Raw genomic sequence first — 20,698 nt, forward strand, 5'->3', positions numbered from 1 at the left:
TCTTCATAAGGTCGTCCTTCCAGAAATGTTCAATCGGCAATGATGACAGTCACCCCCGCAGCTTCGATCTCTTTGAGAATGTCTGCGGGGGCCGAGGAATCTGTGACGATGGTGTTGATCTTGGAAAGCGGGCCGACATGGGCAAACGTGGTCTGGCCAAACTTGCTGCCGTCGGCCACGATGATCTTCTCTCGGGCCTGTTCCAGCAGTACCTGCTTGATGCGCGCGTCCTCGATGTTGTATTCGGTCAGCCCGTCGCGCGGGCTGATGCCGCCCATGCCTAAAAAGGCCTTGTCCACGTGCAGCTCGCGATGGGATTTTTCGGGGATCGGCCCGGTCATGGAAAGCTCACCGGGACGCACAATGCCGCCAGTCAGGATCAGCCGGGAATGGTTTTCCAGGGGAAGGGTGCGCACGACTTCGTTGGCGATCTGCAGGGAGGAGGCCACAATCGTCAGGTTGCGCTTGCTGGCCAGGCCAGGGACGATCTCCAGCGTGGTGGTGCCGACATCCAAGGCGATGCTGTCTCCATTGAGGATCAGCTCGGCCGCCTTAAGGCCGATGCGGCGCTTTACTTCAGTTTGATTGTTTAATCGGCTGCGGAAAGGGGGTTCAAAACTGCGTCCCAGACTGACGATGGCGCCGCCATGCACGCGGCGCACCAAACCATCGCGATCCAGAGCACTCAGATCGCGCCGGGCGGTCATCTCAGACACACCGAATTCCGTGGAGATATCGGCAATTGTGATATGGCCTGCCGATATGACTTGTTCGGAGATCCAGCGCCTACGTTCCGCAGTAGTGGTCATAAAGCTCCCCGTTGTTCGATTTTGTTTACTTACACACTATAAATGTTCGATTATTTATTTGCAAGGGGCAAATGTCGCTAAGTTGCTTTCCGAAAATCCTATCTTGATTGGGCTTTTGCGCCCAGGGGATGCGCTATACAATCAAAGAATCCTGAATTGAGGTATCTGCATTGGCCATCCGAAGAGAACTGGTCAGCTGGGACGAAGTCACCAAGCTGGTCGATCATTTAATCGTGCAATTCGAGCATGAGTTCAGCGCCATGCTGATGATCACACGCGGCGGGATCGTGCCGGGCGGCATGTTGGCCGAGCGCATGGGTTTGCAAGACATCTTGACGGCGGCTGTGGACTTCCCGGCCATGCTGGACAACCCGCGCGACAACATGCTGGTCTGGCCGCAGTTCTTGCAGTTCCCGGAAGACAGCTTAGTCAGCGGGCGGCGCATTCTGGTGGTGGACGATGTATGGGGTTCCGGCCGCACCAGCACGGCGGTGAAGAACAAGGTTTCGGCAGGCGGGGGCATCCCCTTCACCAGCGTGCTGCACTTCAACCCGCAGCGCAACCTGTTCGGCAATGCCCGTCCGGACTACTTCGCGGCCAGCACGGACGCCTATATTGTGTATCCCTGGGAGCAGCTGCCCAGCACCGGCTGGGCCATGCGCGATTATTAGCCGCGACCCATCAATGCGCCGCGTGTCGCTCAGAGCGAAGCGAAGAGTTTTTGCTGCATCGAGTTAACCCAGAAGATGGCAAACAAGTAATGAATCCGCTCGGAATAACACGGAGGTCAGGGCTAGGGGCGCATCATGCTGCGCCCCTGCAAGTCACGGCAATGACCAATTAGCGCGCCAGCAACTCAGCGTATTGTTTGCGCAGCTTGGCAAGCTTTGGGGGAATGACGGCCTGGCAGTACCCAGAGCCGGGATTCTTCTTGAAATAGTCGTGGTGGTATTCCTCGGCCACATGAAAGATATCCAGCGGGGTCAGCTCGGTCACAATGCCGCCGCCCAGCTCTGCATTGAGCTCGGTGATGAAGCCCTCTGCTTCGGCTTTCTGCGCCTGGTCTAGATAGAAGATGGCCGAGCGATACTGAGTGCCGATGTCGTTGCCCTGGCGGTTGAGCGTGGTGGGGTCATGCACGGTGAAGAAGACGTTGAGCAGGTCGTGGTAGCTGATCTGCTCCGGGTCATAGTCGACCTGCACCACTTCGGCATGGCCGGTACGGCCAGTGCAGACCTGCTCGTAGGTCGGATGGGGCTGCTGGCCGCCGGCGTACCCGGGCTGCACGCGCTGCACACCGCGCAGGGGCTGAAAGGCAGCCTCGGTGCACCAGAAACAGCCGCCGGCAAACACGGCGGTTTGGGTGGCCATCAGGCGCCCTCCACCTGGGCGAAGCGCGGGTCCTCTTGCAGCGTCTGGCGCAAGCCGTCTTCCAGCGAAGTGCGCGGGCGGAAGCCGAGCATCTTAGCGGCCAGCGTAGTGTCGGCGCACATGCGTGAGGCGCCGGCTTCGCTGCGCGGCGCATCCAAGATCTCGGCGCTGCTGCCGGTGATGCGCAGGATCGCCTCGGCCAGCTCGCGCATGCTGGTTTCCTGACCGCTGCCCACGTTGAGCACCAGCTGGTTCACGTCCGGCGCAGTGGCGGCGGCGGTCAGGGCGCGCACCACGTCGTTGACGTAGACGAAGTCGCGGGTCTGGTTGCCTTCGCCGTGCACCACCAGGGAGCCGCCGCGCGCCGCCTGGCGCAGCCAGTTGGGCACCACCGGCGGGTGCGAAGGCGGCAGGTGCTGGCCGGGGCCATAGGCATTGAAGATGCGCAGGCAGACGGTTTCGATGCCCCACAGGGAGCCGATGGTGCGCACGTAATATTCGGCGGACAGTTTGGAGACCGCATAGGGTGAGCGCGGGTTGGGGGTGGCGGCTTCGCTGAGCGGCTGTTCGTGCTGGTCGCCGTACACCGCGCCCGAGGAGGCGAAGACCACCCGGCGCACGCCTACATCACGCATGGCTTCCATCAAGCTGACCGTGCCGCCCACGTTCACATCGGTGTATTCGCGCGGGTACAGTAGCGATTCCGCCACGCGCACGCGGGCAGCCAAGTGGTAGACGCAGTCCACATCCTGCAGCAGCGACCACAACTTGGGGCGATCGTTGACATCGCCGCGGGTGAAATGCACGTCCTTATACAAAGCATCGGGGTCGCCGCTGGAGAGGTCATCCAGCCCGCGTACCAGGTGGCCCTCACGGGCCAGTTGGTTGGCCAGGCTGGAGCCAAGGAAACCGGCCGCGCCGGTGATGAGAAAGTTCATGCGCGGCGATTATAGCATTCGGCCCCTGCGGATTTGACGCGCGGATTCTCTGGCAGTTATCATCACGGCATGCGCCGTCTGATCGCCATTGTGCTTTTGGTCACCCTCAGCCTACCGCTGCGCGATTCCGCCATTCGCCTGCCCGGCCCCGAAACGATCCGCCATTACACCTGGGACGTGGAGTTTGACTACCTGACCTGGGTGGCCCATGCGGCGGCGCTCAAGATCGGCCAGGGCCGGCTGCAGCCCGAGCGCTTTTTGGATGAGGAATCCCAAAGCGCGCACGTGCGCGCCACCATGGCGCTGGTGCAGCGTATTTTGGACGCCGAGAACGAGCTGCGCCGCCTGCATGCCGACCCGGCCGCCAGCGCGGCGGAGCGCAGTGCCCTGGCGGCGCAGTTGGAGCAGCTCTACCAACAGCGCCAGCAGGCCGCGCCGCTGGCTGAGAGCATTCTGCAGGCCCAGGTGAGCGCCGTCTTCAGAGAGCAAGGCTTCGTGGTCTTTCCTCCGCTGCTGTACCACAGCACCCCGCTGCCCTGGGCGCTGATCGTCTCGCCGCGCGACAGCATCGCCCAGCAGCACAACCTCTCGCTGCGCACCGAGCTGACCCTGGAGGAGCACATCCGGATCGAAGATCAGGTGGCAGTCGGGATGAACGTCTCGACCCTGGTGGTGCCGGTAGGCGGGATTGGCGTGTACCCCACCATGGTGGCGCAGAGCAGCAACCTCAACTGGCTGGCCGAGACGATCGCACACGAATGGCTGCACAACTACTTGACGCTGCGGCCGCTGGGGTTCCTGTATTATCACAGCCCGGAACTGACCACCATGAACGAAACCACCGCCAACCTGGCCGGCCGCCAGATCGGCGAGGCGGTCATCGCGCGCTACTACCCCGAACGCGTGCCGGCGCCACCGCAGCCGGCGCCAACACCAACCACACCGGAGGAGGCGCCGGCCCCGCCCGCCTTTGATTTCCGGGCCGAGATGCACGAAACCCGGCTGCAAGTGGACGCCTTGCTGGCGGAAGGCAGGCTGCACGAAGCCGAAGACTATATGGAAGCGCGACGCCTGATCTTCTGGGAGCACGGCTACATCATCCGCAAGCTAAACCAGGCCTACTTTGCTTTTTACGGCAGCTACGCAGACAGCCCCACCGGCCCGGCGGGAGCCGACCCGGTGGGCGCGGCGGTGCGCGAGCTGTACGCCCGCAGCCCAGACCTGCGCAGTTTCGTGGATCAAATGGCCTGGCTGACCTCCTTTGAGGGTCTGCAAAGGCTGTTGGCAGACTAAGCGGCTTGGGGCTACAATCATGGCTTATGCGTACTTCCCTCCTGGCGGCGCTGGCCCTGCTGCTGGCCGCTTGCGCCGCCCCAACCCCGCCGGAAAACAACATCACCGCTCCCCTGGAACCGCTCCCCGCCAGCGGCTACCCGGCGGCCGCCTGCACGGCCGTCACCAGCCCGCCGCAGCCAGGCGGCGATTACCTGGCCGGCCTGCCATTTGACAGCCTTAGCGCGGCCGACTGGCAACGCGGCCCGGAAGACGCTTTCATCACCATCCTGGAATACAGCGACTTCGAGTGCATTTTCTGCGCCCAGCTGAGCGGCGTGCTGGACGAACTGCTGGCGCGTTACCCCGACGAGCTGCGCGTGGTCTACCGCCATTACCCGCTGACCGGCACGCCCGAACAGCCGCTGCACCCCAAAGCGGCGCTGGCCATGCAGGCCGCCGAGGCGGCGGGCAAGCAGGGCAAGTTCTGGGAAATGCACGACCTGCTGTTTGCGCAGCAGGCCAGCTGGTCTGCCCTCAGCCAGGCGGAATTTAACGGCTGGCTGCTGAACGAAGCCGCCGCCGAACTGGAACTGGACGCCAACGCATTCAAGGAAGACCTGCACAGTGAAGAACTGAGCGCCGCGGCCCAAGCCGCCTGGGACTGGGGCCAGGAGATCGGCCTGCCCGGCACGCCCTTCCTGGTGATCAACGGCCAACTGTATTACGGCGGCCCGCTGGACATCCTCAGCCTGGACAACATTATTCAAGCCAAGCTGTTGGCGCAGCGCCAGTTCCACTTCTGCCCGGAGATGGCCCTGGAGCCTGGGGCACGGTACACCGCCACGCTGCACACAGAGCACGGCCAGATCGTGGTGGAACTGCTGCCGGAAGTGGCCCCGATGGCGGTCAACAGTTTCCTGTTCCTGGTGGAGCAAGGCTGGTATGAGAATGTCACCTTCCATCGCGTGATCCCCGGCTTCGTGGCCCAATCCGGCGACCCTTCCAATACGGGCTACGGCGACCCCGGCTATTTTTACGCCATCGAAACCAGTCCCAACCTGAGCTTTGACCGCGCCGGCCTGTTTGCCATGGCCAATTCCGGCCCGACGGCCAACGGCAGCCAGTTCTTCATCACCCTGGGGCCGGCGCCCCATCTGAATGGCGGCTACACGATCTTTGGAGAAGTCATTCAGGGGATGGACGTCGTCGAACAGATCCAGGCGCGGGATGTGTCGCAACAAGCCGACCTGCCGCCGGGCGACATGCTGTACCGCGTGAGCATTGAGGTCCATTGAGTCAGGTCCCTGCCCCAACCGTAGACAAGCACCCCTTTGACTGGCTGACGCTGCTGCAGTTTGGCAGCAGCGGCTTTGCGCTGGCCAGCGGTCTGACCACTGCACTGGGGCTGGCGGTGGCGGCGGCTTTTGTGCCCCGCGCCAGCAGCCTGGACGGCCTGGTCCAACTGAGCAGCCTGCTGGGCATCCTGGCGGCGGCCCTACTGTTGCTGCCCTCCACCTACTATGCGCTGCGGCGCATTCTGGGCAAGCCCGGGGCGGTCTTCCGCCCCTATGGGCGCGCCTTTGCCTTCAGCATCTTGGCGCTGCCCCTGTGCATCGGGGCCTCCTACCTGGCGCTGGAAGCCCGGCTGGACTGGCTGGTGGCGCTGCTGTACCTGGGGCCGGCCATCCTGGTGGTGGCCTGGCTGGCCTGGCTCGCCCTGCGCAAGCTGGGGCCGCTTTCTGCGCAGCGCATTTGGGGCGGTCTGGCCGCCGGTTTGATCGGCGTGACCAGCTTTTCCCTGGCCCTGGAGGCCGTGGCGGGTGTAGTGGTGCTGGCCGGGTTGGCGGTGTATGTGCAGGTGACGCCGGAACTGACCCGGGCGATCGAGGCGCTGCTGCAAGCCTCAGAAAACCTGGACGATGTCAGCCTGCTGGCGCCGTTCATGAACGACCCGGTGATCTTGCTAACCGGGCTGTTTTCGTTGTCCGCGGTGGCGCCGCTGGTGGAAGAATTCTTCAAGCCCCTGGCCGTGGTGCTTTTGCTGCGCCGGCCGCTGACCCCCGCGCAGGGTTTCGCCCTGGGGGCGCTGAGCGGGGCCGGCTTTGCCCTGGCGGAAAATCTGTTCCTCTCCGCCCCGGCGGAGACCTTGGCGGTGGCCGTGGCGGGACGGGCCGGGGCCAGCGCCATGCATGTGCTCACCGGAGCGCTGGCGGGCCTGGCGCTGGTGCAGGCCAGGCAACAGCGGCGCTATGTGCGCCTGTTGGGCATCTATCTGCTGAATGTCGTGATCCACGCCGTATGGAACGGCCTGGTGCTGCTCAGCGCGGCTGGAGCGGTAACCCTGGCGGCCGCAGAGGGTCTGGTTCCGGCGGCTTTTGCCATGATCGGCCCCGTGCTGCTGGTGGGGCTGGGCAGCACCTGCATTTTGGCCATCTGGCGCATTAACCAAAGACTGCAACCGAACTAAAATTTGTTCTAACGAGGAGCCCCAACCTATATGTCCCAAATTCTTGATGCGATGATCGATCTGCTGCACACGCTGGCCACCAGCTTGCCGCTGCCCCTGTTCACCGTGGTGGCCGCCTTCGTGGAAGAAGTGATCGCCCCGATCCCTTCGCCGCTGGTGATGACCCTGGCCGGTTCGCTGGCCGCCTCCGCCGGTTATGCCCAACCGTACTTGCTATGGCTGGCCGTGATCGGCGCCATCAGCAAAACGATCGGCAGCTGGGTGGTGTACATCATCGCCGACCTGGGGGAAGATTTTGTGCTGGGCCGCTTTGGCAAGTTCCTGGGCATCTCGCACGAAGAAGTGGAAGCCTTTGGCAAGCACCTCAACCAGGGCCGGCGTGACGGCCCGGTGATGTTCCTGCTGCGCGCCATCCCGATCATCCCCACTGCGCCGGTTTCGCTGGTGGCCGGCTTGATCAAGCTCAACCTGCGTTCGTACCTGTTCTCGACCCTGTTGGGCACACTGGTACGCAATGTGCTCTACCTGTATTTTGGCTACACCAGCCTGCAAGCCGCCACCTCGGTCAGCGAAGGCTTCGAGAGCCTGGAAGGCATTGGCTATCTGGTGCTGGCGCTGATGATGGCGACCGGCATCGGCTATTTCTATTACCTGCGCAAGAAGGGCGCCGGCCTGGCGATTACCAAGCGCCTGACCGAGAAAAAGAGCAAGTCATAAAGATCCAGGCAAACAAAAAGGCCCTGCATAATGCAGGGCCTTTTTTTGTTGCAGCGTACTAGGGCAGCAGACGCAGATGGTCGGGTGCGGCGGCCTCGATAGTGGCCCGTTCCCAGTAGAGCGGGTTGAAGAGCACATCCGCCCAGGGCTGGGCCATGTCAATGTAGTGGGGCGCATTGGCATGGCCGGACTGGCCGGTGGTGTGGATCTGCAGGGAGTTGTCCCAGTTGGACAGGTCAAAGATGCTGCGCTTGGAGGGCAGGCTGGTGACGGCAAAGCTGTCATTGGCGGCGCTCCAGTTGTTGGCGTTGACGATGGAACTGCCGCCATGAACGGCAAAGGGGCCGCGGTTGAACAGGCTGTCGATCAACGGGAAGTTGCTCATGACCTCATGTTCGAAGGTCATGGTGTGCTCGCTGCCCCAGGCCCAGCCCGCCGGGTCGTTGCCGTGGGCGGCGGTGATGTCGGCCACGGCGGCTTCGAAGGCGGCAGCCAGGATATCTGTGCTGGTTTCCCTGGCGGCCGTAGTAACATCGTCCCACCACGGGTTGGCCGGGTCAGCCAGCAGGTTCTTGACGGTGACGAAGGAGGGCGAACTGCCGCCCGGCCAGTAATCCTCAGGCAGTTCATCGTGGAAGATGTCTGCCAAGAGCTGGCGCCAGAAGTAGTTGAACAGCAGCGCCTCAGAGGAGTCGCGGTGCTGGTCGCCATTCCAGGCCAGCAAGGTGTCACGCAGTTCCGCGCTGCGCTGGTCAGCAAAGTCCAGGCCAGCCAGGCTGGGGATGATCTCCAGCGCGCCCAGGTTGGCGCTGTCCTTGAGCATTCCCTGGTAGTAGGCCGAATCGATGGGGCCGGGAGCCGCCAGGATCAGGTCTTCAATGCGTTTGGCGCGATAGCCGTAGTCCCAGATGTCGGCGATGTGGAAAGGATAGTCCGGGCCGACAATGGCGTTGTTGGCGGCCACAATGTAGCCCGCCTCGGGGTTGAGGGCGTAGGGCAGATGGTCAAAGGGAATGTAGCCCTGCCAGGCAAAGTCGCTGGTCCAACCGGGGACAGGATAACGCCCATCCGACATGGTGCGCACGGGGATATGGCCGGGCAGCTGATAGCCGATGTTGCCATCGATATCGGCGTAGAGCAGGTTCTGCGAGGGGGCCACAAAGTCGCGAGCGGCCTGGCGGAACTCGTCAAAGTCCTGGGCTCGGTTGATCTTGAGGATCGATTGGAAAGTGCGCCCGGGTTCGAGGGCCGTCCAACGCAGGGCGATGGCGTAGTCCTGCGGCAGGTTGAGGCCAGAGGTCTCGTGGAAGTCCTCCAGGTCGCCAAAGGCGCCGGAGATGATCGGGCCGAATTCCGTGATGCGCACCTTCAGGTCCATGGTCTCGGAGCTTCCGATCTGGATCTGTTCGGTGACGACTTGCATGTCCACCCACTGGCCGTTCATCTCGTATTGGTCCGGGTTGTCCGGGTTAACCCGGATGACGTACAGATCCATCACGTCAGCGCCGACGTTGGTCAGGCCCCAGGCGATCTGAGCGTTGTGGCCGATGACCACGCCGGGAGCACCGACGAAGGAGACGCCGATACTCTCGTATTGACAGTCGGGGCCCACCGGCTGGCAGTGCAAGCCCACCTGGTACCAGAGCGAAGGGATGCCCGTGCTGAGGTGCGGATCATTGGCGAAGAGCGGCGCGCCGCTGGCGGAGAGCTCGCCGGAGACCACCCAACTGTTGGAACCCAACTCGGCTTCGGGGTCACCACCCAGCCAGTCGTCCACCGTGTTCAGGTCGCGCAGCACCTTGGAAAGCAGGGGCTGCAAGCCCTGCGGCAGGCCGGGTTGGCTTTGCAGTTCAGCAATCACAGCCGACTCGTTGAACTCATATTCCGGCAGGATCAGCGGCTGCTCCTCGGGGTAGGCAGGATACAGTTCGGCGATGCGCTCGGCAGGCAGGCTGGCCAGCAAGATCGAGCGCTTGATCTCGTCGTCCATGTTGTCACGCAGGTCCCAGGCCATGGCCTTGGCCCAGGTGAGCGTGTTGAGCGGCTCCCAAGGCGCCGGCTGATAGCCGGGGTTGAGCAGACCGAGGAAAAGGTATTCCAAAGAGATCTGGGTACCCTGGCGGTCAGCCAGATAGGCATTGACGCCGTCGGCGTAGGCTTGCAGGGTGGCTGCGCTCTCATCGTCGAGCAGATCCAGCTCCAGGCGGGAGACGCGTTCCCAACCCACCGTGCGCAGGAAGATGTCGGTGTCGATGGTGTTGCTGCCCAGCATCTCAGACAGACGCCCGGCACCGACATGGCGCTGGAAGTCCATCTGCCAGAAGCGGTCCTGGGCATGCACATAACCCTGGGCGAAGAACAGGTCATATTCGCTGGAGGCGAAGATGTGCGGCACGCCAGCCGCATCACGATACACATCCACCGGGCCGTTCAGGCCGGTCAGATTGATTTCGCCCTGGGTTTGCGGGAAAGAATCATCGATGGAAAGATAGACATATATGCCTGCGCCGACCACCACGAGCAGCAGTACGGCAAGCAGACCTAACAGGATACGACCAACGGTTCGCATAGATAACCTCACATTTTCGAGCTGGGAGTCTGTAGTATAAACCCCGAAAGTGGCAAAAGTAGCGCGGCCAGGAGGAAACTTGATAAGCAGCCTTCGAAGCCCGATCTATCTGTGCTGGTCTCTGCTCCTGCTCGGCCTGTGGCTGGCGGCCTGCGCCCCCGCGGCTGCCGCCCAAGCCACCAGCCTGCCAGCGCCCAGCGCCACTTTGCCGCCCACCCCATCACCCCGGCCGACACATACAGCCTCTGCCACTGAAATTGCGCCGCTGACCCTGGTGTTTTACGGCGACAGCCTGCTGAAAGTTGGCGAAGTGGGCCGCCAGGGACAGTCCGGCGTATCCTTTGTGGATGAACTGCCCGCCTACCTGCAGCCTAATTCAGCCTACACGCTGATCTTCGCCAACTACGGCGGTCGCAAAGCGCGCTGGGCGGCGCAGCACCTGGAAGAGACTGTGCTGATCCACGACCCAGACATCGTGACCATCTGGTGGGGGATGAACGATCTGGACGGCTGTCCGGGCATCTTTGACCGCGAGAGCAACCGCCTGATGGAGTACAAGCTGCGCGCCTACGTCGAAGAACACAGCCTGGCAATGCGCAAACAGATCGACGACCTGCTGGCGCAAGACATTGATGTCTTTGTCGTCTCGGCCATGCCGGTCCTGGGCGGCAACCTGCCCTGGAGCCACCGCGGGCCGAACGGCGAAGTTATCTGGGAGGAAGGCCGCTGGTGCCATTACAACCTCGGCCTGGAACAACTGGCCCAGGCGCAGCGCCAGCTGGCGGCGGACTATGCGGCGGCCGGCAAAGCAGTCTTCTGGGTGGACGTGTGGGAACTGTATATGCAAAACCGGCAAACCGAGCGAATGTATATGGATGTCGTGCACCCGGGAACTCAGGGGGCCGCGCTGATCGCACAAGCCTGGATGGACGCTTTTAACGCCTCCGGGATCCGCTGATTAAGTAGCCACCACCATGGCGATGGCGTGAATGTGGGTGTGGCTGAGGCTGATGGACCAGTTGCGGATGCCGCGCTGGGCGGCCAGCTGTTGGGCGGCGCCGTAAAGGTTGAGCACCGGCTCACGCGCCGGGCCGCGCAGAATTTCGATCTCCTGCCAGCTGACCGGGCCGATGCCGGTGGAAAGCGCTTTGGCCACGGCTTCTTTCCCGGCGAAGCGGGCGGCCAGTGAAGGCAGGTTGCCCTCCAGCTGCTCCAGCTCACGCGGGGTGTAGACCCGCCGCAGGAAGCGCTCGCCATGCCGTTCGATGACGAGCTGCAGCCGCTGCACTTCGATCAGGTCGACGCCGGTGAGCAATAACCCCATCAGGACTCCAACGGCGGCCCGGCGATGGCCACGGCCAGCTGATCCGCCGGCAGGTATTTGACGGCCACATCACGCACCTGCTCACGGGTGACGGCGCGCACCTTATCCGGGAAAAGACGGTAGTGGTCCAGGCCCAGTTGGTAGCGTTCCATGTTGAGCAGGGCTTCGGCGACACCGCCGTTGCTCTCCAGTGAGAGCGGCATGCTGCCGATGAAATTGGACTGGCTGTCGCTGAGCTCTTCTTCACTGACCAGCTCAGTCGTGAAACGCTGGATCTCTTGCAGGATCAGGTCCACGGCTTTTTGCTCATTGGCCGGGTTGACCCCGGCGTAGATCTCCCAGGCGCCCGGCCCCAGGCCGCCGCCGACCCCGCTGGCGGCGTAATAGGCCAGGCCGGCCTTCTCGCGCACAGCATCGCCGATGCGGCCCATCAGACCGAAGCGGCCGAGGACGCTGTTGCCCAGGTTGGCGGCCATGAAGTCCGGCGAGCGGCGCGGCGGGCCGGCGGTGCCAACGATCAGATCGCTCTGGATCATGCCGGGGATCTCATGGCGTTTGGCCAGGCGCTCAGGCAGCGGCTGCCAGGGGGGCAGCACGACTTCAGCGGGCTGCTGGGGGTTGGTCCAGTCCTCCAGGGCAGCGCGCAGCTGCTCCACGGCCTGCTCGGCAGGCACGCCGCCGACCACGGCAACGACCATGCCGCGCGGGCCGTAGACCTGCTGATGGAAGGCGGCCAAGTCGTCCCTGACGATGGCGGAGATGCTCTCCACGTTGCCGTCATCCGGGCGGCTGTAAGGATGGCCCCGGTAGACCAGCTCGTCAAAGACCAGGGAAGCCATTTCACGCGTGTCCTGGGCGCGCAAGGCCAGGCCAGTGAGCAGTTGGGCGCGCAGTTTTTGGACCTGGTCCGCCGGAAAGGCCGGTGTGCGCAGACTGGAATTGAGGATGTCCAAAAGCAGGGGCAGATCCTCGGCCAGTGATTTGCCGCCAAACGAAGTGGTGTGCGTGCCGCTGTTGAACCCGAAGCTGGCGCCGATCGACTCGAGCGAGTCGTAGATCTCCTGGAAGCTGCGTCCACCGGCGCCGTGCATCAGCGCGTCGGCGGTGAAGTCTGCCAGGCCCAGCTTTTCGTCCGGGTCAAACAGGCTGCCGGCCTGCAGGTAACCGCGCAGCGTAATGGCCGGGCTGTTGGGGTTGTGGCGCGCCAGCACGACAATGCCGTTGGCCAGCTCGACGCGAGTGATGTCGTCGCTGCCGGGGATGGAGTTGCGCGCCGGGCTCATGCGGGCTGCTCCGGGCGGCCATCCGGCTGGTAGACGCCCAAGACGCGGCGCTGGGGTTGCAAATAGGTCTGGGCGGCGCGCTGCACATCGGCAGGGGTGACCGCCGCCAGGCGCTGCAGATAATTTTCGAACCAGGCATAGTCGGCAAAGATCTCGGCGAAGCCCAGCCAAAAAGCCTGGTTGGTGATGCTTTCGCTGCCGTAGGCGAAGAGCGCCTGGGCCTGCTTGACGGCGCGGGCCAGCTCTTCGGCCTTGGGCGGGCTGTCCTGCAGGCGGGCGATCTCGCCATCCAGCGCGGCGATGACTTCGTCAGCGCTGCGCTCCGGGTGCACCACGGCGGTGATGTCGTAGAGGAAAGGGTCAATCGTGGCCTGCAGGCCGCCGCTGACGCCCACGGCCAGCTCTTTCTCCACCAGGTTCTGGTAGAGCCGTGAGGTCTTGTTGGAAATGCCACCGCTGAAAAAGTTCAGGTTGCTGGGGCCGGCCAGCAGGCTGTCGGCCACGCTGAGGGCGAAGAAGTCCGGATCCTGTGCGTGCGGGGCGCGGTAGGCGGCGCGCACGAAGACGGTTTCGCCGGGGCCTTGGGTTAGTACGCGGCGCTCGGCGCTGAGCGGCGTCTCGGGGGCGGCCACGCGGGCCGGCGACGGCCCGGCGGGGATGTCCTCGTAGAGTTGGCGGATGCGTTCCAGCATTTCGGCGCTGTCAAAATCGCCGGCCATCGCCAGGATGGCGTTGTTGGGTGTGTAAAAGCGCTTGTAGTGCTGGTAGAGATCGTCGCGGGTCATGCTCTCCAGGTCGGCCATGCGGCCAATCACCTCGTGCCGGTAGGGGTGCTGGTCAAAGGCGGCGGCTTGCACGTCCTCGTCCAGGCGGAAGATGGGGCTGTTCTCGTGCCCCTGGCGTTCGGAGATGATCACGGTGCGCTCGGAGGCGACTTCGTCCGGGTCGAAGTCGCTGTTGATCAGCCGGTCGGCTTCCAGGCGTAGACCCAGGTCGATCTTCTCGGCCGGCATGGTCTCATAATAGGCGGTCCAGTCGATGTAGGTCATCGCATTCCAGAAGCCGCCGTCGCGGGAAATGTCTTTGTCCAGGCGGCCGGCGGGGAACTGCTGGGTGCCTTTGAACTGCATATGCTCAACCCAATGCGAAGCGCCGGTGATGCCCGGGATCTCATCGCGGGAACCGACCCGCACCCACAACCAGTGGCTGATGATGGGCGTGGTGTGGATTTCCTTTAAAAAGATGTTCAGGCCGTTTGACAGGGTGGTTTTCAGGACATCCATAACTTTCCTAGTTTAACGAAACGCCACAAACTATAGCACAGTGTGACCCATAGTGAATTCGCCCCAGGCAAGCGGTGCGGTCACAGAACCCGCACCAAATCACGATACAATGCCCAGCGGGCAACGCAGAGGACCATGAACGAAAAAGACTACTCCCCCTATAGCGCAGCGGTCATCGGCGCCGGGCCGGCTGGATTGTACGCGGCGCGTGAGCTGGCCAACGCGGGCCTGCAAGTGGCCCTGATCAACCGCGACATCAAAGCCGGCGGCCTGGCCGAATACGGCATTTATCCCAACAAGTATAAAATGAAGGACGGCCTGCGCCGCCAAACACGCAACATCCTGACCGAGCCCAATATCCATTATTTCGGCAACCTGAAAGTGCGCCAGGACGGGCCGTTGAGCCTGGAACAGCTGCAGGCCATGGGTTTCGACGCGGTGGTGGTGGCGGTGGGCGCCCAGGGCACCAAGCAGCTGGGCCTGCCCGGCGAAGACCTGCCCGGGGTCTACCACGCCAAGGACCTGGTCTATCACTACAACCGCCTGCCGCCCTTTGGCCGCCAGCAGTTCCCGGTGGGCCAACGCGTGGTGTGCGTGGGCGTGGGCAACGTCATGTTGGACATCGCCCACTGGCTGGTGCGCGAGCTGCAGGTGGACGAGGTGGTGGCCGTGGCGCGGCGCAGCCCGGCGGATGTCAAGTTCACCAAAAAAGAGATGGAAGCCGTGGTCCACAATCTGGACCAGGCGGCGCTGGACGCGGAAATTGAGCGCACGCGCAGCGTGATGCTGGCCGCCGGGCAGGACCCGGAAGCGGCGCGCGCTTTCATTCTCTCGGCGCTGGCGGGGGCGGAGGAGAAGATCTCCGACACGCGCTTCCGTTTTCACTTCCTGGCCTCGCCGCACCAGATCTTGAGCGACGAGCAGGGCCGGGTGCGCGCCCTGCAGGTGGAGGAAACCAGCCTGGAGCTGCAAGCGGACGGCCGCACCAAAGCGGTGGACCTGGGCAGCTACCAGGAAATCCCTTGTGATACGGTGATCTTCTGTATTGGCGACCGGGTCAACCCGGAGCTGGGTTTGCCGCTGGACAAATGGGGCGACTTCGCCAAAGAACCAGCGCCGCGTTTTCCTGTCGACGAGAAATCTTACGAGGCCGCCGGCTTGGACGGCGTCTTCTTGACCGGCTGGGCGCGCGAGGCCAGCACCGGCCTGGTGGGCACGGCGCGCAAAGACGGCACCAACGCGGCGCACGCCGTGCTGGCCAGCCTGCAAGGCAAGCCGGCACGCGGCGGCCAGCCGCTGGCGACCCTGGCCGCGGCGGCAGCCAGCCAGACGGAACCAGTGGTGAGCAAAGCCGATCTGCTACGGCTGGAAGCCGCCGAAGCGGCGATCGCCACAGGGCAGGGTCTGCCCGATTTCAAGTTCGACAATAATGAAGAAATGCTGGGCGTGATCGGGAAACTGCTGGCGGAACAGCCTTAGCGATCCAGTCACTGAAAGCGGCCACCCGGAAGTAATCCTATTTCCGGGTGGTTTTTTGTTTCTGGCTGGCGCTGTTTTCCCTGGATAAGGCCGAGCGAAGCCGGGCAGCCAGGCGGCCCAAGTTAACCCGGGCCAACCAGGGCGACATCATGAACAAGCCCAGGAAGATCACCATTTGGCCGATGAGCACGCCGCGGCCCTGCCAGTAGCCAAAGAAAGGCACCGCCGGCAAAGGGCGGGTGCCCAAGCCGAAGACGTCTGCCATGCCCGAGGTGAGCGCGATCACATAGCCGGTGCCCACCAGGCGGGCGCCTAACTCCGTGATGACCAGCTTGTCCTTGTGGCTCCACAGCGCTTCCATAATTAGATAGCCGCCCAGCGCGATCAGCCCCAGGCCCAGCATGAATATTTGGATCTGGATCACGCCCACCACCGGGCTGGCGGGCCAGCCGAACCAGTGCGGCTGCGCGCCGAGAAGAAAGATGATGAAGCCCAGCAGGGCAATACTAGCGCCGACGCGTTTGCGCAGCGTGCGGGTGGAAATTTGGGCAATCAGGGGTTGGCTCACGTGGGGATTGTACCCGTAGGCTGCGGCTTGTCTGCCGGTTCTCAGAACTCGAAAGCCGCCTTGATGATGCCATGCGAACCTTTTTGGGCCAAGTCACCCAAAGCGCGCTTGTATTGGCCCAAGGGATATTTCCTGTTGACCAGCCAGCCCAGGTCGGCTTTGCCCTGGCTGATCAGATCGAGCGCCAAGTCGTAGGTCTTCCGGGTCTTGCCCTGGTACTGCTCAGCGTGGTTGTATTCCGTGGCGGCCAGCACGCGCAGCTCTTGGCTGAAGATGGCGGTCCAGTCCACGCCTTTGGCGATGCCGGGCACGCCGACCAGCACCACCGTGCCGCCGCGGCGGGCCAAGCGGTTGGCGTCGTCCAGGGCGCTGTCGGCCCCGGTGCACTCGTAGACGCGGTCCACGCCGCCTTCCAGCACGCGCTTGCCGATCAGCGGCTGGAGCAGTTCGGCGCCTGTCAATTCGGCCACCTGGGCATACAGGTCGCCGCCCTGCAATACCTCGTCGGCGCCCAGGCGGCGGGCGGCCTCGGCCTGGTGGGCGTAGCGGGCGGAGACCAGCACCCGAGCCCGGCTGCCCAACGCGCGCAGGGCGGCTACGGTCACCAAGCCAATCGTGCCGGCGCCCAGGATCAGGATGGTCTCGTTTTCCGCCGGCAGGTCGAGCAGCACGGCGTGCAGGCCGCAGGCGAAAGGCTCGACCATCAGGGCGGCTTCGTCGCTGAGCGCGTCGGGCACGGCGTAGAGCTGGCTTTGGTGGGCCACAAAGGCCGGGCTCCATGAGCCGCCGGTGCGCGGGCTGGCGCCGATGAACATGCCGCGGCCCAGTGGACCGGCGCGGCGGTTGAGGCAGCGGTTGGTGAGGCCCTGCCGGCAGTTGGCGCACCACTCGGCCGGGGCAAAGCCGCGCGGGGCGCACCACAGGGTCGGCTCGGCGATCACGCGCTGGCCGGGTTGAAAGCCGCTGACGGCCCCGCCCAGTTCACTGATCACGCCCACGTTCTCGTGGCCGAAGGTGAAGGGAAAGGCGCTGTACGGCGAGTAATAGGGGCTGGTCTTGAGGGTAATGTTGCCCAGATCGGTACCGCAGATGCCGCCCAGGCGGGTGGCGATGCGCACCCAGTCCGGGCCGGGCAGGTCTGGCTCGGGCAGGTCACGCAGCACGGTGCAGGACGCCCCGCTCCATAAGATGCCGGGGGCCAGGCCGCCCAGCGCCAGGCCCAGGCCATAGCGCGGGTAGGAGAAGGTGAACTGCACGGCTTGCATGGCGCGATTATACGCCAGCCACTTAGTTGGCGGCGTCCCTCAGCGCCTTGCCGGTCTCGGTGGGCTTGGCCCGGCCCCACAGGCTGGCCGCCAGCAGGCCAGCGGCAGCGACTTGCAGGCCGCGGGCCGGCAGCTGCCAGGCCGGTTCAAGAGCCAGGCTGGCGGCTGCCAATAAGGCCAAGCTAAGGTTGAGCGCGGCCAGGGCCGCCCAAGCCAGCTGGGGGCGGCCGCGCTTGGGCTCGCTGCGGAAGCGCGGAAAGATCCAGTAAGCCACGGCAAAGACCAACTGCACGATCCAGCCGATGAGCAGGAAATCGATATGCAGCGGCAGCAAGGCCCACAGGGCCGGGTGCAGCGGGAAGGCCTTGTTGACCAGCAGGATGGCCCCGAAAGTGATGCCGACCAGGAAGTAGAGGAGGGCCAGGCGAATGCCCCAAACGCTGAAGCGCGGCATCAGCGTTCCTTGATGCGCGGCCAGACGTTGAGCACGAACAACAGCGCCGCCAGCCACTGGGCCACGGCTGAGAGCACCAGGGCCCACAGCCAGATGGCTGCCGGCTGAGCGCTGGCGGCGGGCTCGGCCACGGCGCGCAGCAGCAAGCCGAGATTGAGCAGCCAAAAGCTGGCCCACGCCGCGGTCTGGCTGCCGCGTGGGCGCGCTTGGCTGTACTTGGGGAAGAACCACAAGCCGACGCCCATGATCATCTGGGTCACCCAGCCCACCAGGAACAAGTGAAAGTAGACCGGCGACAAGCCGCTGATGCTCAGACCGAGCAAGGGCTGCAGCGCCTGAAAGACGGCCAGGCCCATGGCCAGCACCAGGTAGAGCAGCGAGGCCTTGATGAACCCGCGCGTAATGGGCGGCATGCCGGTCCTATTCCACCTGGATCGGCGCCGCGCCAGCCGGGCGGCCGTGCGGCAGCGCCACGCCCGCCGGGGTTTGACGCAGGATGGCCAGGAAGACCAGTTCCTCATCCAGGGCTTGCGCGCCGTGCAGCTCACCCACTTCGAAGACCAGCATGGTGCCGGGGCCGCACTCGACCGGGGTGTCATCTTCGCCGCGGAACAAGCCTCTCCCCCGCAGCACGATCATCAACAAGGCGATCTGTGGGCCGCGGTGCGGCTTGATCTTTTGGCCGGGCTTGAGCGCAAAGCGCATCACCCGGCCGCTCTCATCCACCAGCATGGGTTGGATATTGGCAGCCTCGTCTTTAAAGACAATATCTTCCAAAAGAGAAACAGGTTTCACAACAGCCTCCTTAAAGGCGAATGGCAGACTGAGCAGCCTGCGAGTTAGTAGCCGCGCGCGGCGACCATCATCAAGATGAAGGCCAGGCTGACCACCAGCAGACCGACCTTGGGCACGATCTGCATCAGGCGCAGGGTTTTGGCCTGCTGGTCCCCGGCCGCAAAGCGGGCTTCAAACTGGCCTAGCACGCCAAAGTGCACCAGCGCGATCAGCAGGCCCAGCGCGCCGCCCGCCAGCACCAAGAGCCCATGCCGGCTGGTCAGATAGACATGCATGTTGCGCCAGCCGGTCATCAGATAGTTCAGCCACAGGCCGGAGAGCATAGTGACGACGATGAGGTGCGAGGCCAGGCGCGAGATGCGCGGGAAGAAATGGGTCATAAACTGGCCGCGCCCCTCGGCCGGCATTTTGGTCACCTGGGGGATGAGCACAAAAGCCATCAGGCAAATTTCTCCCAACCAGGCGGCGGCACTCAGAATGTGCAGCCAGCGAGCGATATTGATCCAACTGGGCATGGCAGAGCACGGCGAAGGCGGGCGCAGGGAGGGCGGCCCTAAAGCCGCCCTCCCAAAAACCGCTTACGGGTTGGCCGGTCCTTCGTGGAAGATGTTGGGGTTCTGTTGACCTTCGACATGCAGGATGCCCATCAGGCCGCGCTCGGCCCGGCTGAGGGCGTGGTCAACCAGCACGTAGTGGCCGGGCACGTCCAGGCCGAACTCGACCATCACCGCGCCGCCGGGTGGGACGGAGATGGTCTGCACATCGGTCAGCGGCGGGCTGCTGAGCGAACCGAAGGCATAGGCCCGGTCAAAGATCTCACCGATGACGTGGAAAGAGCTGGTGAAGTTGGGACCGCCGACACCGACGAAGATGCGCACGCTTTCGCCCACGTTGGCGGTCAGCCAATGCTCTTCGGTGGTCAGGGCCGCCGCGGCGCCGTTGAAGACGAAGTACTCAGGCTGTTCATGGGACATCTTCTCATGGCTGAAGTTGAGCAGGCCCGGTGTGCCATAGGGTTCGGCGGTGTAGATCTCGCCCTGCATGACATAGAACTCACGGTCCACCGGGGGCAGGCCGCCGGCCGGCTCGATTAGGATCAGCCCATACATGCCGCTGGCGATGTGGTGCGGCACGCTGGGCGTGGCGCAGTGGTAGACGTAGATGCCCGGCTGCAGAGCCTGGAAGGTGAAGGTCTTGGTTTCCCCCGCCCCGACTTGGGTGACCTCACCACCGCCGCCCGGGCCGGTGGCGGCGTGCAAATCCACGGAGTGGGTGAAGGCGCTGTTGGTCTCATTGCGCAGGGTGATCTCGACCATGTCGCCCACCCGGGCGCGGATGAACGGGCCGGGCACGGTGCCGTTGAAGGTGAAGTAGGTGTAGGCGCTGCCGCTCGCCAGCTGGCCGACCACTTCCTGGGCCACCAGTTCCGCCTGGACCAGCTGCGGGCCGCGGGCGCCAACAGGGGCGGGCAGGTCTGTGGGGTGCTTGATGATGCTGACCGCATCCACCGCCGCGCTGCCGGCGCCGACCTGGATCGTGCCGAACATGCCGGCAGCGCGGTGGCCAATGACGCTGCAGTAATATTCGAAGCTGCCTTCCTGGTCGGCGACGAAGGTCAGGGTGACGCGCTCGTCCATCTGTTTAATCGAGGCGCTGTGGACGCCAAATTCGTCAATGACGATATCGTGTTCGGCGGCCTGGCCATTGATCAGCGTGATCTGCACCACGTCGCCGGGCTGGACAACCAGGGTCGGGTTGATCTGGCCGTCAATCTCGCCGCCCACGCCGCGGAATACCAAGTTGTGTCCTTCGGCATCCGTGCGCAAGGTGAATTCGATCGTGGCTTCGCCCACGTCGCCGCTGGGGACGTGGCCGGGTTCATGGCTGACGCCGCCGTCCAATTCGTCCAACCGAGCAGCCATCGAATCGAGGGTAGGCTGGACCTGGGCCAGGTCCGTCGATTCGATGCAGGCCAGCGCCGAAAGCGCCAAGACTGCCAAAACCGCCAACAGGGAATACGTTCGCTTCATAATCAGCACCTCTTAAGGGTCATCTTCTGACGAATCAGAAGGCGAATGGTTTCGATGACTCTAGTGGATGC

The 20,698-nt window shown here is 63.9% G+C and carries 21 protein-coding genes; 7 read left to right on the forward strand and 14 right to left on the reverse strand.

The window, feature by feature from the left end; translation table 11 throughout:
• Positions 1-29: 29 nt before the first annotated feature.
• Positions 30-809 (reverse strand): DeoR/GlpR transcriptional regulator, encoded by a 780-nt coding sequence (locus KF885_02975; GenBank protein MBX3048113.1) that lies wholly within the window; start codon positions 807-809, stop codon positions 30-32.
• A gap of 170 nt (positions 810-979) precedes the next feature.
• Between KF885_02975 and KF885_02980 the strand changes: the two genes are divergently transcribed.
• Complete coding sequence (locus KF885_02980; GenBank protein MBX3048114.1) at positions 980-1,480, forward strand: hypothetical protein; 501 nt, start codon at positions 980-982, stop codon at positions 1,478-1,480.
• 169 nt (positions 1,481-1,649) lie between these two features.
• On the opposite strand, the gene msrA is transcribed toward KF885_02980, so the two are convergent.
• Both msrA and KF885_02990 read right to left on the reverse strand, forming a co-directional pair.
• A complete protein-coding gene (gene msrA / locus KF885_02985; GenBank protein ID MBX3048115.1) occupies positions 1,650-2,180 on the reverse strand; it encodes a peptide-methionine (S)-S-oxide reductase MsrA in 531 nt (176 codons plus the stop codon).
• Positions 2,180-3,118 (reverse strand): NAD-dependent epimerase/dehydratase family protein, encoded by a 939-nt coding sequence (locus KF885_02990; protein MBX3048116.1) that lies wholly within the window; start codon positions 3,116-3,118, stop codon positions 2,180-2,182. The genes msrA and KF885_02990 overlap by 1 nt, the downstream gene beginning before the upstream one ends.
• Positions 3,119-3,187: 69 nt before the next feature.
• Here KF885_02990 and KF885_02995 point away from each other — a divergent pair, with 69 nt between their 5' ends.
• From KF885_02995 to KF885_03010, 4 genes are read left to right on the forward strand one after another with little or no spacing between them, the layout of a single operon-like run.
• A complete protein-coding gene (locus KF885_02995) occupies positions 3,188-4,411 on the forward strand; it encodes a hypothetical protein (protein MBX3048117.1) in 1,224 nt (407 codons plus the stop codon).
• A 26-nt stretch (positions 4,412-4,437) separates the two neighbouring features.
• Complete coding sequence (locus KF885_03000) at positions 4,438-5,688, forward strand: peptidylprolyl isomerase (protein MBX3048118.1); 1,251 nt, start codon at positions 4,438-4,440, stop codon at positions 5,686-5,688.
• Positions 5,685-6,860 (forward strand): PrsW family intramembrane metalloprotease, encoded by a 1,176-nt coding sequence (locus KF885_03005; GenBank protein ID MBX3048119.1) that lies wholly within the window; start codon positions 5,685-5,687, stop codon positions 6,858-6,860. Before KF885_03000 ends, KF885_03005 begins: the two co-directional genes overlap by 4 nt.
• A 30-nt stretch (positions 6,861-6,890) precedes the next feature.
• Positions 6,891-7,577 (forward strand): VTT domain-containing protein, encoded by a 687-nt coding sequence (locus KF885_03010; GenBank protein ID MBX3048120.1) that lies wholly within the window; start codon positions 6,891-6,893, stop codon positions 7,575-7,577.
• A 58-nt stretch (positions 7,578-7,635) separates the two neighbouring features.
• On the opposite strand, the gene KF885_03015 is transcribed toward KF885_03010, so the two are convergent.
• Positions 7,636-10,146 carry a penicillin acylase family protein gene (locus tag KF885_03015; protein MBX3048121.1) on the reverse strand — a complete coding sequence of 837 codons (2,511 nt, stop codon included), beginning with the start codon at positions 10,144-10,146 and terminating at the stop codon, positions 7,636-7,638.
• Positions 10,147-10,225: 79 nt separating this feature from the next.
• On the opposite strand from KF885_03015, the gene KF885_03020 reads away from it, so the two are divergent.
• Positions 10,226-11,104: an SGNH/GDSL hydrolase family protein gene (locus KF885_03020; GenBank protein MBX3048122.1), complete on the forward strand. Its 879-nt coding sequence runs from the start codon at positions 10,226-10,228 to the stop codon at positions 11,102-11,104.
• Here the strand turns inward: KF885_03020 and acpS are convergent, their stop codons facing one another.
• Genes acpS through KF885_03035 form a run of 3 tightly spaced genes read right to left on the reverse strand, consistent with a single transcriptional unit; the run spans position 11,105 to position 14,036 of the window.
• On the reverse strand, positions 11,105-11,470 hold the full coding sequence (acpS, locus tag KF885_03025) for a holo-ACP synthase (protein MBX3048123.1): 366 nt from the start codon (positions 11,468-11,470) through the stop codon (positions 11,105-11,107). It abuts the gene before it with no gap.
• Positions 11,470-12,753, reverse strand: coding sequence for an insulinase family protein (locus tag KF885_03030; protein MBX3048124.1), 1,284 nt, complete (start codon positions 12,751-12,753; stop codon positions 11,470-11,472). The genes acpS and KF885_03030 overlap by 1 nt, the downstream gene beginning before the upstream one ends.
• Positions 12,750-14,036, reverse strand: coding sequence for an insulinase family protein (locus KF885_03035; protein MBX3048125.1), 1,287 nt, complete (start codon positions 14,034-14,036; stop codon positions 12,750-12,752). The genes KF885_03030 and KF885_03035 overlap by 4 nt, the downstream gene beginning before the upstream one ends.
• Before the next feature lie 135 nt (positions 14,037-14,171).
• On the opposite strand from KF885_03035, the gene KF885_03040 reads away from it, so the two are divergent.
• Positions 14,172-15,515, forward strand: a complete 1,344-nt coding sequence (locus tag KF885_03040; GenBank protein ID MBX3048126.1) for an FAD-dependent oxidoreductase — start codon at positions 14,172-14,174, stop codon at positions 15,513-15,515.
• A 37-nt stretch (positions 15,516-15,552) separates the two neighbouring features.
• Here KF885_03040 and KF885_03045 read toward each other — a convergent pair whose 3' ends face one another.
• From KF885_03045 to nirK, 7 genes are all read right to left on the reverse strand, one after another.
• Positions 15,553-16,083, reverse strand: coding sequence for a hypothetical protein (locus tag KF885_03045; protein ID MBX3048127.1), 531 nt, complete (start codon positions 16,081-16,083; stop codon positions 15,553-15,555).
• Positions 16,084-16,124: 41 nt separating this feature from the next.
• Positions 16,125-17,348 (reverse strand): alcohol dehydrogenase catalytic domain-containing protein, encoded by a 1,224-nt coding sequence (locus tag KF885_03050; GenBank protein ID MBX3048128.1) that lies wholly within the window; start codon positions 17,346-17,348, stop codon positions 16,125-16,127.
• A 22-nt stretch (positions 17,349-17,370) separates the two neighbouring features.
• A complete protein-coding gene (locus KF885_03055; GenBank protein ID MBX3048129.1) occupies positions 17,371-17,802 on the reverse strand; it encodes a hypothetical protein in 432 nt (143 codons plus the stop codon).
• Positions 17,802-18,215 (reverse strand): cbb3-type cytochrome c oxidase subunit I, encoded by a 414-nt coding sequence (locus tag KF885_03060; protein MBX3048130.1) that lies wholly within the window; start codon positions 18,213-18,215, stop codon positions 17,802-17,804. The genes KF885_03055 and KF885_03060 overlap by 1 nt, the downstream gene beginning before the upstream one ends.
• Positions 18,216-18,222: 7 nt before the next feature.
• Positions 18,223-18,597 carry a cupin domain-containing protein gene (locus KF885_03065; GenBank protein ID MBX3048131.1) on the reverse strand — a complete coding sequence of 125 codons (375 nt, stop codon included), beginning with the start codon at positions 18,595-18,597 and terminating at the stop codon, positions 18,223-18,225.
• A gap of 44 nt (positions 18,598-18,641) precedes the next feature.
• On the reverse strand, positions 18,642-19,112 hold the full coding sequence (locus KF885_03070; protein ID MBX3048132.1) for a hypothetical protein: 471 nt from the start codon (positions 19,110-19,112) through the stop codon (positions 18,642-18,644).
• 63 nt (positions 19,113-19,175) lie between these two features.
• On the reverse strand, positions 19,176-20,627 hold the full coding sequence (gene nirK, locus KF885_03075; GenBank protein MBX3048133.1) for a nitrite reductase, copper-containing: 1,452 nt from the start codon (positions 20,625-20,627) through the stop codon (positions 19,176-19,178).
• Positions 20,628-20,698: the final 71 nt, after the last annotated feature.

The organism is Anaerolineales bacterium (genome assembly GCA_019637805.1).
Lineage (GTDB): Bacteria > Chloroflexota > Anaerolineae > Anaerolineales > UBA11579 > JAMCZK01.

Coding starts and splice junctions, on each gene's coding strand:
- KF885_02975 (MBX3048113.1), bottom strand. CDS start 809: ATGACCACTACTGCGGAACGTAGGCGCTGGATCTCCGAACAAGTCATA.
- msrA (MBX3048115.1), bottom strand. CDS start 2,180: ATGGCCACCCAAACCGCCGTGTTTGCCGGCGGCTGTTTCTGGTGCACC.
- KF885_02990 (MBX3048116.1), bottom strand. CDS start 3,118: ATGAACTTTCTCATCACCGGCGCGGCCGGTTTCCTTGGCTCCAGCCTG.
- KF885_02995 (MBX3048117.1), top strand. CDS start 3,188: ATGCGCCGTCTGATCGCCATTGTGCTTTTGGTCACCCTCAGCCTACCG.
- KF885_03000 (MBX3048118.1), top strand. CDS start 4,438: ATGCGTACTTCCCTCCTGGCGGCGCTGGCCCTGCTGCTGGCCGCTTGC.
- KF885_03010 (MBX3048120.1), top strand. CDS start 6,891: ATGTCCCAAATTCTTGATGCGATGATCGATCTGCTGCACACGCTGGCC.
- KF885_03015 (MBX3048121.1), bottom strand. CDS start 10,146: ATGCGAACCGTTGGTCGTATCCTGTTAGGTCTGCTTGCCGTACTGCTG.
- acpS (MBX3048123.1), bottom strand. CDS start 11,470: ATGGGGTTATTGCTCACCGGCGTCGACCTGATCGAAGTGCAGCGGCTG.
- KF885_03030 (MBX3048124.1), bottom strand. CDS start 12,753: ATGAGCCCGGCGCGCAACTCCATCCCCGGCAGCGACGACATCACTCGC.
- KF885_03035 (MBX3048125.1), bottom strand. CDS start 14,036: ATGGATGTCCTGAAAACCACCCTGTCAAACGGCCTGAACATCTTTTTA.
- KF885_03040 (MBX3048126.1), top strand. CDS start 14,172: ATGAACGAAAAAGACTACTCCCCCTATAGCGCAGCGGTCATCGGCGCC.
- KF885_03050 (MBX3048128.1), bottom strand. CDS start 17,348: ATGCAAGCCGTGCAGTTCACCTTCTCCTACCCGCGCTATGGCCTGGGC.
- KF885_03055 (MBX3048129.1), bottom strand. CDS start 17,802: ATGCCGCGCTTCAGCGTTTGGGGCATTCGCCTGGCCCTCCTCTACTTC.
- KF885_03060 (MBX3048130.1), bottom strand. CDS start 18,215: ATGCCGCCCATTACGCGCGGGTTCATCAAGGCCTCGCTGCTCTACCTG.
- KF885_03070 (MBX3048132.1), bottom strand. CDS start 19,112: ATGCCCAGTTGGATCAATATCGCTCGCTGGCTGCACATTCTGAGTGCC.
- nirK (MBX3048133.1), bottom strand. CDS start 20,627: ATGAAGCGAACGTATTCCCTGTTGGCGGTTTTGGCAGTCTTGGCGCTT.